This is a genomic window from Myxococcales bacterium, from assembly GCA_016703425.1.
In the GTDB taxonomy this organism is placed as follows: Bacteria; Myxococcota_A; Polyangia; order Polyangiales; family Polyangiaceae; genus JADJCA01.
This window is the reverse complement of the sequence record JADJCA010000011.1, coordinates 138,719-153,982: the sequence shown is the minus strand read 5'-3', so window position 1 is coordinate 153,982 and position 15,264 is coordinate 138,719. Positions and strand designations below refer to the sequence as shown.

Here is a 15,264-nt window from a genome sequence, read left to right as displayed (position 1 = left end):
CGGTCCCCCGGAAGAAGCCCTCCGGGGGAGGCTTTTTTTGCTGCAACCTCCACGCGTTGAAGGCCACCGTGCTCAAAGTCCCTGTCCTGATTCTCGCCGCTGTTTCGGGCGCGATGGCCGTGAGCGCCTTTGCCTGCGGCGACACGGCGCCTGCGGCGCCTGACACGACTCCCTCGGCCTCGACGACCGCGAGCACCAAGCCTACGGCCACAGTCACGGCGACCTCGCCGACAGGTCCCGACGCGACGGTGCCCGACACAGGCGTCGACGCCGACACGGGCCCGCGGACGCCGGTCCGCTTCGTCGCCCTCGGTGACCAAGGCAAGGGTTGCACGGCGACGGACGCGGCGCCCACCGACGGTCAGTGCAAGGTGGCGGCGGCCATGGAGGCCAAGTGCGCCAAGGACGGCTGCGACTTCGGCCTGCTCCTCGGCGACAACATCTACCCGTCGGGTGCGACGAGTCCGACCGATCCGATCTTCCAGAAGATCTTCGAAGAGCCCTACAAGAACCTGGATATCCCGTTCTACGTCGCCCTCGGCAACCACGACTACGGCAACGATGGCGCGGGCACGACGTTCGCGGTCGGTCAAAACGAGGTCGACTACACGCAGCACTCGAAGAAGTGGAAGCTGCCGGCCAAGCACTACCACCAGGTCTTTGGCGGCGGCACGCTCGAGTTGTTCGTTGGCGACACGAACTCGGCGATGGTCGGCAACAGCGCGCTCGTCGGCGACGGCAAGCTCTTCGGGGCCCAAGACGCGCTCCAGCGAACCGACCTCAAAGCCTGGATGAAGGCTTCGACGGCGACGTGGAAGATTGCCATGGGCCACCACCCGTACCTTTCAAACGGCACGCACGGAAACGCCGGTTGTTACGATCCGCCCGGCGGCCTCTGCATCTTGCCCGCGCCGTTCAACGGCGGCGGTGTGAAGAACTTCCTCGAAGACGCCGTCTGCGGTCGCGTCGACTTCTATCTATCGGGACACGACCACAGCCGCCAGTGGCTCACCGACAAGTGCAACGGCACCGAGCTCATCGTCTCGGGTGGCGGCGCAACCACGACAGCCATCAACACCAAGAACCCGACGCAGTTCCAGAAAGAGGCCACCGGATTCCTCTACGTCGTGATCGATGGCAAGAAGCTCACCGGCGAGTTCTTGGATGACGCCGGCAACGTCGAATACACGCGCACCGTCACCAAGCCCTGAGGGCGCCTAGCAGCGCGCGACGTCGCGCGTTTCCAAGGGTCCGATCCGAGCGTAAGCTCCCGCGCGTGTCTGAAAAGAAGATCCTTCCGCACGGTCCGCTGACGAAGCTCGAAGACGGCCTCTGGCGCGTCGAGGGCTCGCTCAGCGGCATGCCGCTCCACCGCGTCATGACCGTCGCGAAGCTCGCGAGCGGCGACCTCGTCGTTCATAACGCGATGATGCTCGCAGACCCCGCCATGAAGGAGCTCGACGCTCTCGGCACCGTGGCCTACGTCATCGTGCCCAACGCCTTTCATCGCTTGGACGCGCCGGCCTACAAGGACCGCTACCCGAAGGCGAAGTTCGTGTGCCCGAAGGGCGCGAGGGCGAAGGTCGAAAAGGTCGTCCCCGTCGACCTCGTCTACGAAGAATTTCCGAAAGACGCTCGCGTGGCCCTTCGAACGCTGAAGGGCGTGAAGGACGCCGAGGGCGTCATGACCGTCACAACGGAGGGCGGCACGACCCTCACCTTCAACGACGCGCTCTTCAACATGCCACACGCGCCGGGCTTTCAGGGCTTCATCGTGAAGAACGTGATGGGCTCCTCGGGTGGCTTCAAGGTGACTCGGCTCTTTCGCACCATGATGCTCAAAGACAAGGCGGCCTTCCGCGCCGATCTCGAAGAGCTCGCCAAGACGCCGACGCTCAAGCGCATCATCGTCTCGCACCACGAGACCCTTGAAGGCGACGTCGCCGGCGAGCTCATGCGCGTCGCGCAGACGGTCTGACGGCGCGCTGGCCCCGGCCCCGTCAGCCCCGGCCCCGCCAGCCCCGCCCGCCCGCTACTTCGCGACGGCCGCGATCTGCTGGACGCACGCGTCGGTGAGGCGTGAGCCCGTGTCCGGTCCGAAGAACGTCGCCGCCGCTTCGTAGCCTCCGGCTTCGTACTCGTCCTTGTCGACGACGTAGCTCATGAAGCCGTTGGTGAGACCGAAGACGAGGACGTTCGCGAAGCCGAGGGCCTTGCCGCGCGCCTTGATGTCGAGGCCGAGGCGATGAACGGGCTCGCCCGGTACGGCGCTGATGACGTCGCCATCGAGGGCCACGGCGGTCATGCGGAACTTGTGCTCGACCATGGTCTCGTCGAGGGGAATCGACGAAATTCCAGAGGGGCCGCCGAGCAACGTGCCGAGCAACGACAAGTCGAGCGCGCCCGTCGATAGGCCGTCGGCGCGGAGCTTGAGCTCGGCCTTGCCGAAGTCGACGGTCGTCGTGGCAACTCTTATCGCGACGCGGTCACGCGTGGCGATGCCGCTACGGACAGCGACGACCTTGTCGCCAATGACGCTCCCGAGCGACTCCATCTCCGCGTCGGTCGCGGCCAACGGCGCGATGTCGGCCTCCGCACTGTTGGCGAAGAGGGCCGGCGCGCCGGTCTTCTGCGCGACGGTGCGGTTGATGACTCCCATGACGTCGGCGGAGAGCGCTTCGTTGGCGGCCGGCAATGCCGTGCCGTGAATGCCGTAGTTGGTCAGCGTCGCCAGCGGCGTGCCATCCTCGTGGTCGACGCGCATCACGAAGAGCTCGGGATCGATGTCGCCGGCCTTCAGGACCTTCGAGACGCCAGAACGTCGATTGGTCGTCGCGCCTTCGAGCTCGCTCCGGCCGATGCCAAAACGCGCCGCCGCGAGCGAGCGCTCGGCGCGCACGATGGCTTCGGCGTGCGCATCCACGTACGCGTCGCGCACGCGGGGCACGAGCGAGTCGGTCGCCGCCTGGACCCAGAAGCCGAGGCTCGTCAGCGCGCCGGGACCGGAGTGCGTGTGCGACGCCGCGGCGAGCAGGCGGTCGGCCGTCACCGCCGAACCCTTCGCGCGCGCCGTCGCGACGATCCGTTCCACGACCTCCGCGATGGTGGCGATGGCGTCGATGCTCAGGATGTAGAGGCGCTGGCCGCCGCTCTCGAGCACGAGGGCCTTGGCGAGCATCGGATCGCGCACCGCCGTTGACGGCGCGAAGTATTGAACGTCGTTGTTCGGATCGAAGTCGGGGACGAGGCGTCGTCGCTTCGTGTAACCGGCCAGCGGGACACCCACCTTGGGTGTCGCGTCGACGACAGCCACTGCGGCGCGGAGGTCGCCGGCGGCGGGCGTCGCGGTAGGCGTCGCCGACGGCATCGGCGGCGTGGTTGGCGCGGCGCTCGGGGCGAGGGCCGGCGCGGGCGCTTTGGCGTTGTCGCCTGCCTGCGAGCAGGCGAAGGCTGAGGCCAAAAGGACGGCGAGCGCCGGCACGGCCAGGGCGCCGCACTTGGGGGATAGGCTAGAAGCCCGGCGAGAGAGTCCTTCCGTCACGAGAACCACGTAGCATTGGGAACACCCCGGTGTCGCGTCTCCGAGGCGTGAAAAAGCCCCACCGGTCTTGATCGGTGGAAGCAAATCGCGCGCGCGCCCTTTTCTAGTGGCGGCGGCGGCGCCGCTTTGGGCGCCGGATGCCGGGGCCGTCTTCTTCGCGGTCCGTTACGGCAGGGATCTCGGCTCGCATCGCCTCGAGGTGCGACGTGTCAGCGCCCTTTGATTCCAGCTCAATCTCGAGGACGTCGAGCGCGAGGCCCGCGTGCTCGGCGCGGGCGAGGCGTCCCAAGCGCTTCGTCTCGAGGCGCGGCTGCATCGAGACGATGCGACGCATGGCGTCGGAGATGCGCCGCGGGATCGCGATGCGTTCCATGATCGGATCGAGGAACTGGTAGGCCGCTTCCACCTTGTCGCGGGCGCCATCGCAGGCCTCTTCGAGCGGCTCGCGGAGCAAGACCGTGAAGAGCGTCACGTCGTCGGGGACCGGCCCGCCGGCGCGAATGCGGCGATCGATGGCGTCCATTTTCTTGAAGAAGCGTTCAACGCCGCCGCCGCCGGTCGCCCCGCCATCGTCGTCGAGGAACGCGGCGAGCTCGGGAATGAGCTGCGCCATCGCGCCCGTTTCCCAGAAGAGCCAAAGAGACCGGTGGGCCGCGCCATAGCGTAGGAGCCGGAGGATCTCCTCGAAGATGCGGGGCCGGGCCGCGTGACCGAGCGACTCGCGATGAGCCACCATGGCGTCGTAGACGGCGGGCGAAATCCCGAGATCGCGGCGGGCGGCGAACTTGATGGCGCGGAGGATTCGCACCGGATCCTCGCGGAAGCGAACGTTTGGATCGCCGATGGTGTGGATCGTTCGGTGGGCGATGTGCTCCATGCCGCCGCACCAATCGAGCACCTGACGGCGGTCCACGTCGTAGAAGAGCGCGTTGATGGTGAAGTCGCGTCGGATGGCGTCCTCGTGCGCTTCGCCGAAGACGTTGTCGCTTCGAATCAAGAGGTCGCTGACGGCGTCGTCGTCGACGGGCTCCGCGGGGTTCTTCCGGAAGGTCGCGACCTCGATGACCTTGCCGTGGCCAAAAAGGACATGGGCGAGCCGGAACCTCCGGCCGATGATGCGGCAGTTGCGAAAGAGCTGGCGAACGTCTTCCGGTCTCGCGCTCGTGGCGATGTCCCAGTCTTTCGGCTTGTGGTCCAGAAGGAGGTCCCGGACGCAGCCGCCAACGAGGTAGGCCTGGTGTCCCGCTCGCTCAAGGCGCCGGACAACCTTGGCGGCGTCAGGGTCGAGATCGGCCTCGGCGATGTCGACGTCGTGGCGCGTTAGCGACGTGCCGTCATGCCGCAGCGAGACGTCCTCGGGGACATCGGCGTCGGCCTCGATGGTGAACGAGGGAAGTTCGGGCGGGGGAGGGAGGTCGTCCTTGGGTCGTCGCATCGCGAAGGGACCCGAGCGTCTGGCGGTCGGTCTCGCCCGTCGTACACGGGCGGCCGCGCTCTGGCGCCGAGGGCCGGCTCTTATCGTAGAGGAACTGTCAAATGCCTCGGGACTCTAGCAGTCCATTGGCGTCTCCCGCAACGAGAGCTTTGGTTCAAGTTCACGTCGGGCCCGCATGTGCACCTGCCATGCCGCCAACGGTTGACGTCCGGGCCGAGGTGATTAGCTTGCCCCCGAACACGACGAGGAATTCGGCAAATTCCGCCGCGGTCCGCTGTTTAGCCTTGCCTTTTCGGCGGAGGCCGGCGGCGCCCCGGAACCCGGAACGCCGAAGGGCCTCGCCGGAAGACTGAAGATCGCTGGAGGCTAGGGAATCATGGGCAAGATTATCGGCATCGACCTCGGAACGACCAACAGCGTCGTCGCGATCATGGAGGGCCGCGAGCCCAAAGTCATCGTGAACGAAGAGGGCTCGCGCATCACTCCGAGCGTGGTCGCCTGGGACGAGAAGGGCGAGATCCTCGTCGGCCAGATCGCCAAGCGCCAGGCCGTCACCAACCCCGAGCACACCGTCTACAGCACCAAGCGCTTCATCGGTCGCCGCTTCGAAGAGGTCGGCGAAGAGACGAAGCGTGTACCTTACAAGGTTGTCCGCGCCCCCAACGGCGACGGCGCCTTCGAGCTGCGCGGTAAGACCGTGACGCCGCCGGAAGTCGGCGCCAAGGTGCTCCAGAAGCTCAAGAAGGCCGCTGAGGACTACCTCGGCGAGAAGGTCACGGAAGCCGTCATCACGGTGCCCGCTTACTTCAACGACGCGCAGCGGCAAGCCACCAAAGACGCCGGCCGCATCGCCGGCCTCGAGGTCAAGCGCATCGTCAACGAGCCCACGGCGGCGGCCCTCGCCTACGGCCTCGACAAGAAGAGCGACGAGCTCATCGCCGTCTACGACTTCGGCGGCGGCACCTTCGACATCTCGATCCTCGAGGTCGGTGACAACGTCGTTCAGGTCGTCTCGACCAACGGCGACACGCACCTCGGCGGCGACGACATCGACAACCTCATCATCGACTGGCTCATGGCCGAGTTCCGCAAGAGCTCGGGCATCGACGTGAGCAAAGACAAGATGGCGCTCCAGCGCCTCAAGGAAGCCGGTGAGAAGGCCAAGATCGAGCTCTCGAGCGTCCAAGAGACGAGCATCAACCTGCCGTTCCTCACGGTCGGCCCCGGCGGTCCCGTCCACCTCGACATGCGGCTCTCGCGTTCGAAGCTCGAGCAGATGATGGCGCCGCTCATCGAGCGGACCATGGAGCCTGTCAAGAAGGCCCTCCAGGACGCGAAGAAGCAGCCCAAGGACATCGCCGAGATCGTCCTCGTCGGCGGCTCCACGCGCATCCCCATGGTCCTCGAGACGGTGAAGAAGTTCTTCGGGAAAGACCCGCACAAGGGCGTGAACCCTGACGAGGTCGTGGCCGTCGGCGCCGCCGTTCAGGCCGGCGTCTTGTCCGGCGACGTGAAGGACATGGTCCTCCTCGACGTCACGCCGCTCTCGCTCGGTGTCGAGACGCTCGGTGGCGTCATGACCGTCATGATCCCCCGCAACACGACCATCCCGACGCAGAAGAAGGAGGTCTACTCGACGGCGACCGACAACCAGCCGAGCGTCGAGATCCACGTCCTTCAGGGCGAGCGCACCGAGGCGCGCTACAACCGCGCCCTCGGCAAGTTCCACCTCGATGGCATCATGCCGGCGCCGCGTGGTGTGCCGAAGGTCGAGGTCACCTTCGACATCGACGCGAACGGCATCCTCTCGGTCAACGCGAAGGACACGGCGACCGGCAAGGATCAGAAGATCACCATCACCGCCAACTCGGGCCTCTCCGAGGACCAGATCAAGAACATGGTCAAGGAGGCGCAAGATCACGAGGCCGAAGACAAGGTGCGTCGCGATCAGATCGAGCGTCGCAACAAGCTCGACAACCTCTGCTACTCGCTCGAGAAGATGATCGCTGAGAACAAGGAGAAGCTCCCGGCCCCCGACGTGGCGCTCCTCGAAGGGCTCATCAAGGAAGGCCGAGAGGCCGTCGAGAAGCAAGACGACGACAAGATCCAAGACGTCTCGGCGCGTCTTGAGCGCGAAGCCCAACGAATCGGAACGGCGGCCTACGGCGCGGCCGCTCCGCCCGGCGCGCCCGGCGCTGGGCCGAACGGGGAAGCCGCCGAAGGCGGAGCGGCGCCGAAGGGCAACAAGAAGGAAGGCGGCGTCATCGACGCGGAGTTCGAAGAGACCCCGTGACCTGACGACGCTTCAAGCGGCGCCCAAGTGGTGCTCGCCAGCCCGGCCTACGGCTCCGCTGTAGGCCGGGCTTTTTTTGTGTATTCTCCATCCAACTAGACGAAACTTTTCACGCCGCCGCTGGCCCGACACGGGGGGCGAGCGCGCACTCATTTGGCGAGGGCGCCGGCGAAAAGCTTCACCCACGTCGACGGGCCCCATACTCTCGAACCTCGGGCTTTTGCGTCACCGCGCAGGAGCTTTGAAGCGGGGGCTTCGCGGAGGAAGAACATGCGCGCATGGTCGAAACAAGCGTTGGGTGTCGTCGGGCTCTTGGTGTTTGCAACGTCCGTGATCGGTTGCAAGAAGGCGCGAGCGCGCCGCGACGATCAGGGGGAGTCGACGGAAGCCACCAAGGAGGCTGCGAAGGAGGCGCCCGACGGCGTGACCGATGAGACCGTTCGCCTGTCGCAGGTTGCCTCGTTCACCGGCGCCCAAGCCGGCTTGGGCACCGAGTCGTACCGCGGCGCCATGGCGTACTTCGCCGAGGTGAATGCGCGCGGTGGCGTCCATGGACGCAAGATCGAGATCGTGCCCGTCGACGACAAGTACACGTCGGAGGGCGGAGAGGCGGCGACCGAGAAAGCGATCAACGACGATCGGCCCTTTGTGTTCTTCGGCGCCAGCGGCACCGAGCCTTCGAGCGGCATCGTGAAGACCCTGAAGAAGTACGAGGCGAAGAAGTTCGTCTTGTGGGGCTCGACGAGCGGCGCCGAGGTGTTGCGCGCTCCCGAGTTTGCGCCCTTCGCCTTCAACATTCGCGGCTCACTCAAGAGCTCCGGCAAGGATGTCGTCGAGGCGTTCGCGTCGGCGGGCTTCAAGAAGATCGGCGTTGTCGCGCAAGACGACGGCTTCGGGAAGAGCGCCGCCACGGCGGCCAAGAAGGCCATCGAGGACAAGGGCCTCACGATGGTCCTCGAGCTGCCGATCCCCAAGTCGGCCAAGCCCGAGACGAGCGACGCAAAGGACATCGTGGCGAAGATGAAGGCTGCAGGCGCGGAAGCAGTCGTCCTTGCGGCGACCTACAACCCGTCGACGGTCTTCGTGCGGGACGCCCGCGAGTCCGGCTGGAACGTGGCCGCCGCGACCATGGGCACGCCCGACACGATGTTGCGTCAGCTCATCGCCATCGAAAAGAAGACCAGCAAGCGAATGACCAACGCGCTCATTGGCTGCACGAACTCGCCGCCCGTCAGCGCCACCGACCTGCCCGCGGTGCGTGAGTACAGAGACCTCACCGACAAGCGGAAGGCTGATCTGCCTGCCCAGATCGCAGACCCCAACTATCGCCCGCTCCGCTACAGCACCAACGCGCTCGAGAGCTTCATCGGCGCGCGAGCCCTCGTCGAAGCCATGGAGCGAGCCGGCAAGAACCTGACGCGAGAATCGCTTCGCAAGGCTGCCGAGTCGATGGTCGGGTGGGACCCGGGCGTTGGTCAGAAGCTCACCTGGGGCCAGGGTGACAACCAGGGCTTCGACAGCGTATGGCTCTCGGGCATCAAGAACGATGAGTTCGTGCTCGTGACGGACATGAAGAAGTACCTCACCGACAAGCCCGAGCCGGTCCTCCTTGCGAAGGACGACAAGGACGCCAAGGACGCGAAGCCCGGCGAGAAGGGCACGGCGACGCCGCCGCCCGCCGCAGCGAACGCGAAGACGGCGCCGGGGAAGAAGTAGCGCGCCGGCGAACGCCCCCGCGGGCCTTCGCGACCGACCCCCAAGAGGACGTGGGCGCAACCCCGAGCCTCTTGGGGGTTTTCCTTTTTGTCGCGGCCGCGTCACGATTGCCTCCCCGTGGCGCAACGACTCGTTCTCTACGACCGCACGTGCACGCGCCCAGCGGGCGGACTCTCCGCCGTCTGGCGCGGCGGTGCGGCGCTCTACTGCGCTTCGGGTGCCGTCAACGCGTCGGTGGGAATTGACGACTGGGCCGGCGCCGCTCGCGCCATCGAAGCGCTCGATGCCCCGCTGGCGGAGCTTCAGTATTGGGGCCACGGTCGCTTCGGCCGCGTCTTCGTCGACCGAGCCCCGCTCGACCTTCGCGCCCTCGTGGGAGCGCCCGGCGCCGACGCCGGCGCACGTCGCGTGGTGGCAGTGCTCAAAGAGCGCCTTGTCACAAGCGAGCGATCGCTCGTCTGGCTCCGCACGTGCGAGGCCTTCGGCGGCGACGTCGGTCAGGCGTTCGCCGAAGCGCTCGCCGACACGCTTGGGGTACGCGTTGGAGGCCACACGCACGTCATTGGGTTTTGGCAAAGCGGCCTGCACTCGCTCGTGCCCGGGCAGCGTGCGTTGTGGCCCCGCGAGGAAGGCATCCGGCGCGGCACGGCGAGCGCGCCTGAGCTAGGGGCTGGCTCGAGCCCCGGCCTCCCGTGCACGATCCACTGCTTGCAGGGGAGAGTACCCCCCGGCTGGTGATCGTCGCGCTCAGCGCCCCGGGCGCCACCTGCTCGCGTGCAGACCTCACGCTTCCGTCGACGACTCGGCTTCGTCGGCGCTTTGCGCCGTGCCAGGAGCGAGCTCCGGCGGAAGAAGGAGCCGGCCCAGGACTAGCGCGAGGGCCGCCGCCACGCCGCTCGCCGCAAGAACCCCCAGCTTCGCGGCTGCCAAGAGGCGAGCGTCGGCAAACGCGAGCTGGGCGATGAAGAGCGCCATCGTGAAACCGATGCCTGCCACAACACCGAGCACGACGACCTGCCTAGAGCCGATGCCCGCGGGCGCTGTCGCAAACCCTATCCGGAGCGCAAGGAACGAAGCCAAGAGGACGCCGAGCGGCTTGCCCAAGACCAGGCCCATGACAACGCCGAGGCCGAGGCGAGTCGCGCTGCCGTCCCAGACGACACCTGCGACCGACACGCCTGCGTTGGCCAATGCGAAGATGGGCATGATCGCGAAGGCGACCCACGGATGGAGCGTCTCGATGAGGCTCTCGGCGGGCGACATGGCCTCACGTCGCGCCTGGTCCACGTGCTTCAGATGGTCCGCGAGCTCGTGCGACGACATCGCCCCTGGCCGATCGAGCTTGACGAGTTCGCGCTCCACGCCGCGCACAAAGCCGTCGGCGCCGAGCCACGCACGCACAGGGGTGATGAGACCGATGACGACGCCAGCGATGGTCGGATGAAGGCCCGACGCGTACGTGCCGCCCCACACGATGAGCGCCGGCGCGACGTAAGCCACCTTGCGGCGAACGCCGAGCGCCTGGAGCGCGAGGATTCCGCCAAGGCCGAGGGCCGCCACGAGGAGACCTGACGCGGCGACGCCCGACGAATAGAAGAACGCGATGACCACGATGGCGCCCAGGTCGTCGATGACCGCGAGCGCGAGCAAGAGCACACGAAGCGCCGGCGGGACGCGCTTGCCAAGGAGCGTGAGGATGCCTAGTGCGAAGGCGATGTCGGTCGCCATGGGCACGCCCCAGCCAGAGTGGGTGGCGCGCCCGCTGGCGACGGCGAGATAGATCAACGCGGGCGCGAGCATGCCTCCGAGCGCCGCCGCCGCCGGAAGCGCCGCGCGCCGCCATTCGGAGAGCTCGCCGTGATGAACCTCACGACGGATCTCCAGACCCACGACGAAGAAGAAGACGGCCATGAGGACGTCGTTGACGAACCACTCGAGGCTCCGCTCGAAGGCGAAGGTGCCGATTCGGATGCCCATCGGGAGCGTCCAGAGGTGGTGATACGCGTCGCCCCACCGCGAGTTGGCGGCGGCGAGCGCGACGCCGGCGCAGGCAAGGAGCAGGATCCCGCTGGCCGCTTCGATTCGGAGGAAGCGCTCGAGCGGAGCTGCGGCGAGGCGCGCAACGCGGACCAGCGGCTCCCACGCCTCCGGCGGGGCGGCAGGCAATCGGTGACTCGACGGCGGCACTTCGGACATGGTGGGACCTCGCCGGTATCCCGGCGTGGATGGCGGCCCGACCATCCGATGTCCTGCGGCCCGCGCCGCACCCTTTCGCGTCCAGAGGTAGCACATCTCGCGAGGCACGTCGGCGACGAGCCGCTTCGTGTGAATGAGACGTCGCCAGCCTTGGGTCCCTGGTCGACGTGGTGTTCCATCGGTAGATTCGAGGGGCGATGCCGACGAGCAGCAGATGAAAGCGCGCAATGCCTCCCTCCTGCTCTTGGCTCCGCTGGTGGCGTCCATGGCCGCGTGCCAGTGGCTCGTGGCGCTGCGTGGCGCCGAGGTCACCGCGGACGTTGACGCGAGCGATGACGGTGCGACAGCGCCCGACGCGCACATTCCCGCAGCGCCTGATCCCTGCGGCCCCGTACCGCCGGGGCCCCCTGCGTCCGACGTGGGCGCCAACAAACCAAGTCAGCCACCCTTCTTTTTCGCTGTCCGACGATGGGCCTTTCGCAACGACGGGCCCGACAAGAGCCCGCTCTTCTGCGACGACCCGGGCTTCAACCTTGACGGCAAGAACACATGGCGCGGTGACGCGGCGACGGGGTGCGCGGAGCAACGCTCCTGCGCGACGCCGACCGTCTCGACGGCCTGTGACTACGAGCACGGGGTGGACAATGCGCTGCCTGGCGTCCTGGACCTCATCCTTCAGGTTCCCGGCGTGAACCCCGGCGCGCGAACCTTCGACCCAAACCGCGTCATCGAGGTCGGCGCTACGAACCTTCTTCTCGAGCTGGACGACTACAATGGCGAGGCCGACGACCGAGCTGTTCGCGTCCGCTTCTGGGTTGCGGCTCGCGAAGAGCGGCTGCGCCTGCCACGCGATGGCGGCTCGCCGGTTGTGAGCATCGCGGACCTAGCCTCTATGCCCGTGGTGTGGGACGGCGGTGGGCCCAGCTCGTGGGTCGTGGACCGCCGATCTATCCTCGGCGAGGCTGGCTCGGAACTTGTCACCTCGCGCTACCTTGCCGACGGTTACGTGACGGGGGGCGTACTTGTGGTGCCCGAGACCGGCCCCGGGCTCCTGCCGATCAGCGTTCCCGGTGGAGGCGGCACCTCCTATCGCAGCGGCGTGCTCGTCGCTGGAATCGAGCGCTCCGTCGGCGCTGACGGTGTCGTTCAACTTGCGCTGTCGCGGGGTCGCCTGGCGATGCGAATGCCAAGTGCCAGCTTGTTGAGTGTCGTCGGCAACAGCCGCAACCCCTCGAGCACGAAGAGCGGCCAGCTCTGCGAGCCTGGGAATGCCAGTGACTACCAGTCGTTTGCTCGCACCACCCTCTGCGGACGCCTGGACCTTCCCATGCCTGGCTCAACGGACGAAAACCTCAACTGTGGCGAATTGTCAGCGGCCCTCTTTTTCTCGTCGGTGCAGTCCGCACTGAGTCGCGTTGACGGCGGCCGGGTCCTCGCCATCGAGGATTCGACGCTCGGCTCCGGAGTGCCGTGCCCCGACGATGCGGGGACCCAATGGTGCGACGACTGCGCCTGGTCGGGCCCCTCCCGCTGCGATGCCGGCACGCCTTCTTTGGACGCGTCAGCCGACTGAGGCACGCCCCGCGGCGATCACGGTGGCATGTGTGTCGCGCGAATTGGGTCTTCGGCCCCGGTCTTCCACGGCACCTCGGGCCACCAGCGCGTCACGCCCAAGGGCGCGTCGGGCTCCACGCTCTGGCCCGGCATCGGTGCGAGGACCGTCACGTTGGCCAAGCTTGCGGCCGCGAGCACGCGCTCCACCGGCTCGGTCCACCCGTGGTACGCGAGGGCGAAGCCTGCCCAATGGACCGGCACCATGACCCGGCCGCGAAGCCACTGGTGGGCGACGACGGCCTGCTCTGGCCCGAGGTGCCAGTCGGGCCACGAGCGGCCGTATTGCCCCGCTTCGAGGAGCGTCACGTCGAAGGGACCGAGCCGCTCGCCGATCTCGCGCATGGCCGGGAAGAGGCCCGTGTCGCCCGAGTAGTAGGCGCGGTGTTTGGGACCGAGCATGGCGTAGCCGGCCCAGAGGCGCGTGTCGTTGTCGATGAGCACGCGGCCCGAGGCGTGGCGCGCTGGAGCCGCCACCAGCTCGACGCCGCCGAGGTCCACGTGCTCCCACCAATCGAGCTCGACGATCTGCGCCTCGGGAACGCCCCAATACGCGAGATGCGAGCCGATGCCGAGGGGTACCACGAAGCGCTTGGTGCGCGAGGTGAGGGCTTGCACCGTCTTCATGTCGAGGTGGTCGTAGTGATCGTGCGAGATGACGACCGCATCGAGCGGCGGAACGTCCTCCATGGCGAGGGGAGGAGCGTAGAAGCGCTGAGGGCCGATCCATGAGAACGGCGAGGCGCGCTTGCTCCAAATGGGATCGGTGAGCACTCGCCGCCCGTCGATCTCGATGAGGGTCGTTGAATGGCCAAGCCATGTGAGCCGCAGGCCCGACGCCGGCGGCGTCGCGAACCGGCCCGCTGGCGCGTGCGTCAAGGGAATCGGCGCCGATGGGCTCGTATGCGGGCTGGCCGCGAAGGCGTCTTTGAGCGAGAGCCACAGATCGTTCTCGAGCGGCTCGCGGTTCACGAAGACCTCGCCGCGGCGCTCGGGCGAGCGCGCCATGCGCACGAGGCGCTCACCCGAGGGCTGCTTGCCGAAGGCGGTCCAGCCGGCGACGACGTGAAAGAGAATCGCTCCGACGACGACCGCGAGGAGCGACCACGCGAGCCCGCGGCGGAGCTTTCGTCCGTTCATGACGCGACTCGCTCGCGGAGGTCCGTCGCCGCCCCTCTTGTCATTCACTTCATGTCGTAGGCTTCGACGGCGTCTTCCATGAAGCGGGGCACGAGCACACGGCCGCGCTTCTTGTCGTAGCCGAAATCCGCCGGCGCCTTGAGTCCCGGGAGCGCGACTTCGAAGGTGCCGCCGAGCTTGCCCCTGTAGACGGCGCTACCTTCCCAGCTTGAGACGAGGAGCGCGTCGCCGAGCTTGGCGACGCCATCGAAGCCGCCCTTCGGCAGCTTCGTCATGTCGGCCTTCTTGCCCTTCTCGTCGAGGCGGTAAATCTCGTTCGAGCCAAAGGGAACGACGATGACCGTCTTGCCGTCGACCAAGAGACCGTTGGGGCGCGAGAGCTCAGCGGCCTTGGCGAGGACCTTGGCTTTGCCCTTCTCGATGATCCATACAGCGTCGGTGCCGGTGCCGACGAACTCCGAGCCTTCCATCTTGATGCCTGAGTCGGACACGAAGATGCGTCCGTCGTCCGCGGCCGCCACGTCGTTCAGGAACGTCGCGCCGGCGATCTTGACCTCGCCTTTCGGGGCGCCGCTCTTCGCGTCGAACATCCGCACCGTGTCGAGGTCCGCCACGTAGAGAACGTCCTTCACGATCGCCATGCCCTTGGGCGCGTTCAGCGTGACCTTGTTCTTGCCCGCCTCGATCCACTTCAGCGTGGTGACCTTGCCCTCGGGCGACAGCTCGCTGATGAAGCCGTTGTTGTCGGCGTCGACGGGCTTGCCGTTGATGTTCGTGACCAAGTAGCGATCGCGAGCCTCGTCGTGAAGGACGCTCTCGGGGGTCGCAAAGCCGGTGTAGCGGAGGGCCGGCGTGGGAGCCTTCGGCGCTTCCGGTGCGGGCGGCGCGGCGGGCGTCGCCGCGGCGGGCGCCGTCGTGGCCACCGGCGCCGGCGGGGTGGGCGCACTTGGCACGGCCGGGGGCGGGGGAGCTGCGGGGGTCGGCGGTTCGGCACCGCATGCGAGCGAAGCAAGGGCCAAGGCGGCGAGGGCGGAAACACGAAGGTCGAAAATGGTCATGGCCACGCTCTTTACGGCCTTCCTCGCCCCGAAACAACGGGGCCTCCCAAGCAAAGGCGCGACGAAATCACCGCGGCGCGCGCGGCGTCGTAGTTTCTTTCGAGGACGTGTCGATTTTGGTTATCGCGGCCGCCACCACCGGCGTCTTCGTGGATGTCGGCGCCGCCCGCACTTCACGCAAAGGCGCTCCGCAAATAACCGCCCGTTTTCGCCCTGGCCTTGCGCCACCGCGGGACTGGGCCATGCTTCGCGCCCCGTCGTTCAAGGACGTCGG

General features: G+C 67.3%; 11 protein-coding genes. 6 read left to right on the top strand and 5 right to left on the bottom strand.

Features of this window, described 5'->3' with window-relative positions; translation table 11 throughout:
- Positions 1 to 68: 68 nt before the first annotated feature.
- Together IPG50_21325 and IPG50_21320 are read left to right on the top strand one after the other, a co-directional pair.
- Positions 69 to 1,211, top strand: coding sequence for a metallophosphoesterase (locus IPG50_21325; GenBank protein MBK6694726.1), 1,143 nt, complete (start codon positions 69 to 71; stop codon positions 1,209 to 1,211).
- Between the two features lie 80 nt (positions 1,212 to 1,291).
- Entirely contained in the window at positions 1,292 to 1,978 is a 687-nt protein-coding gene (locus IPG50_21320; GenBank protein ID MBK6694725.1) for a hypothetical protein, read from the top strand.
- Positions 1,979 to 2,032: 54 nt separating this feature from the next.
- Here the strand turns inward: IPG50_21320 and IPG50_21315 are convergent, their stop codons facing one another.
- Complete coding sequence (locus IPG50_21315) at positions 2,033 to 3,541, bottom strand: neutral/alkaline non-lysosomal ceramidase N-terminal domain-containing protein (protein MBK6694724.1); 1,509 nt, start codon at positions 3,539 to 3,541, stop codon at positions 2,033 to 2,035.
- A 103-nt stretch (positions 3,542 to 3,644) separates the two neighbouring features.
- Positions 3,645 to 4,976 carry a polynucleotide adenylyltransferase PcnB gene (gene pcnB / locus IPG50_21310; protein ID MBK6694723.1) on the bottom strand — a complete coding sequence of 444 codons (1,332 nt, stop codon included), beginning with the start codon at positions 4,974 to 4,976 and terminating at the stop codon, positions 3,645 to 3,647.
- Positions 4,977 to 5,352: 376 nt separating this feature from the next.
- On the opposite strand from pcnB, the gene dnaK reads away from it, so the two are divergent.
- The 3 genes from dnaK (at position 5,353) to IPG50_21295 (ending at position 9,723) form a co-directional block, all read left to right on the top strand.
- Positions 5,353 to 7,269: a molecular chaperone DnaK gene (gene dnaK, locus IPG50_21305; GenBank protein MBK6694722.1), complete on the top strand. Its 1,917-nt coding sequence runs from the start codon at positions 5,353 to 5,355 to the stop codon at positions 7,267 to 7,269.
- Between the two features lie 270 nt (positions 7,270 to 7,539).
- Positions 7,540 to 8,985 carry an ABC transporter substrate-binding protein gene (locus IPG50_21300; protein ID MBK6694721.1) on the top strand — a complete coding sequence of 482 codons (1,446 nt, stop codon included), beginning with the start codon at positions 7,540 to 7,542 and terminating at the stop codon, positions 8,983 to 8,985.
- Between the two features lie 117 nt (positions 8,986 to 9,102).
- Entirely contained in the window at positions 9,103 to 9,723 is a 621-nt protein-coding gene (locus IPG50_21295) for a hypothetical protein (GenBank protein MBK6694720.1), read from the top strand.
- Between the two features lie 45 nt (positions 9,724 to 9,768).
- Here the strand turns inward: IPG50_21295 and nhaA are convergent, their stop codons facing one another.
- Positions 9,769 to 11,181 (bottom strand): Na+/H+ antiporter NhaA, encoded by a 1,413-nt coding sequence (nhaA, locus tag IPG50_21290; GenBank protein ID MBK6694719.1) that lies wholly within the window; start codon positions 11,179 to 11,181, stop codon positions 9,769 to 9,771.
- 214 nt (positions 11,182 to 11,395) lie between these two features.
- Between nhaA and IPG50_21285 the strand changes: the two genes are divergently transcribed.
- Positions 11,396 to 12,754, top strand: a complete 1,359-nt coding sequence (locus IPG50_21285; GenBank protein ID MBK6694718.1) for a hypothetical protein — start codon at positions 11,396 to 11,398, stop codon at positions 12,752 to 12,754.
- Positions 12,755 to 12,771: 17 nt separating this feature from the next.
- Here the strand turns inward: IPG50_21285 and IPG50_21280 are convergent, their stop codons facing one another.
- The gene (locus tag IPG50_21280) at positions 12,772 to 13,932 is read right to left on the bottom strand and encodes an MBL fold metallo-hydrolase (GenBank protein MBK6694717.1); all 1,161 of its coding nucleotides are present in this window, start codon (positions 13,930 to 13,932) and stop codon (positions 12,772 to 12,774) included.
- A 44-nt stretch (positions 13,933 to 13,976) separates the two neighbouring features.
- Positions 13,977 to 14,990, bottom strand: coding sequence for a hypothetical protein (locus tag IPG50_21275; GenBank protein ID MBK6694716.1), 1,014 nt, complete (start codon positions 14,988 to 14,990; stop codon positions 13,977 to 13,979).
- Positions 14,991 to 15,264: the final 274 nt, after the last annotated feature.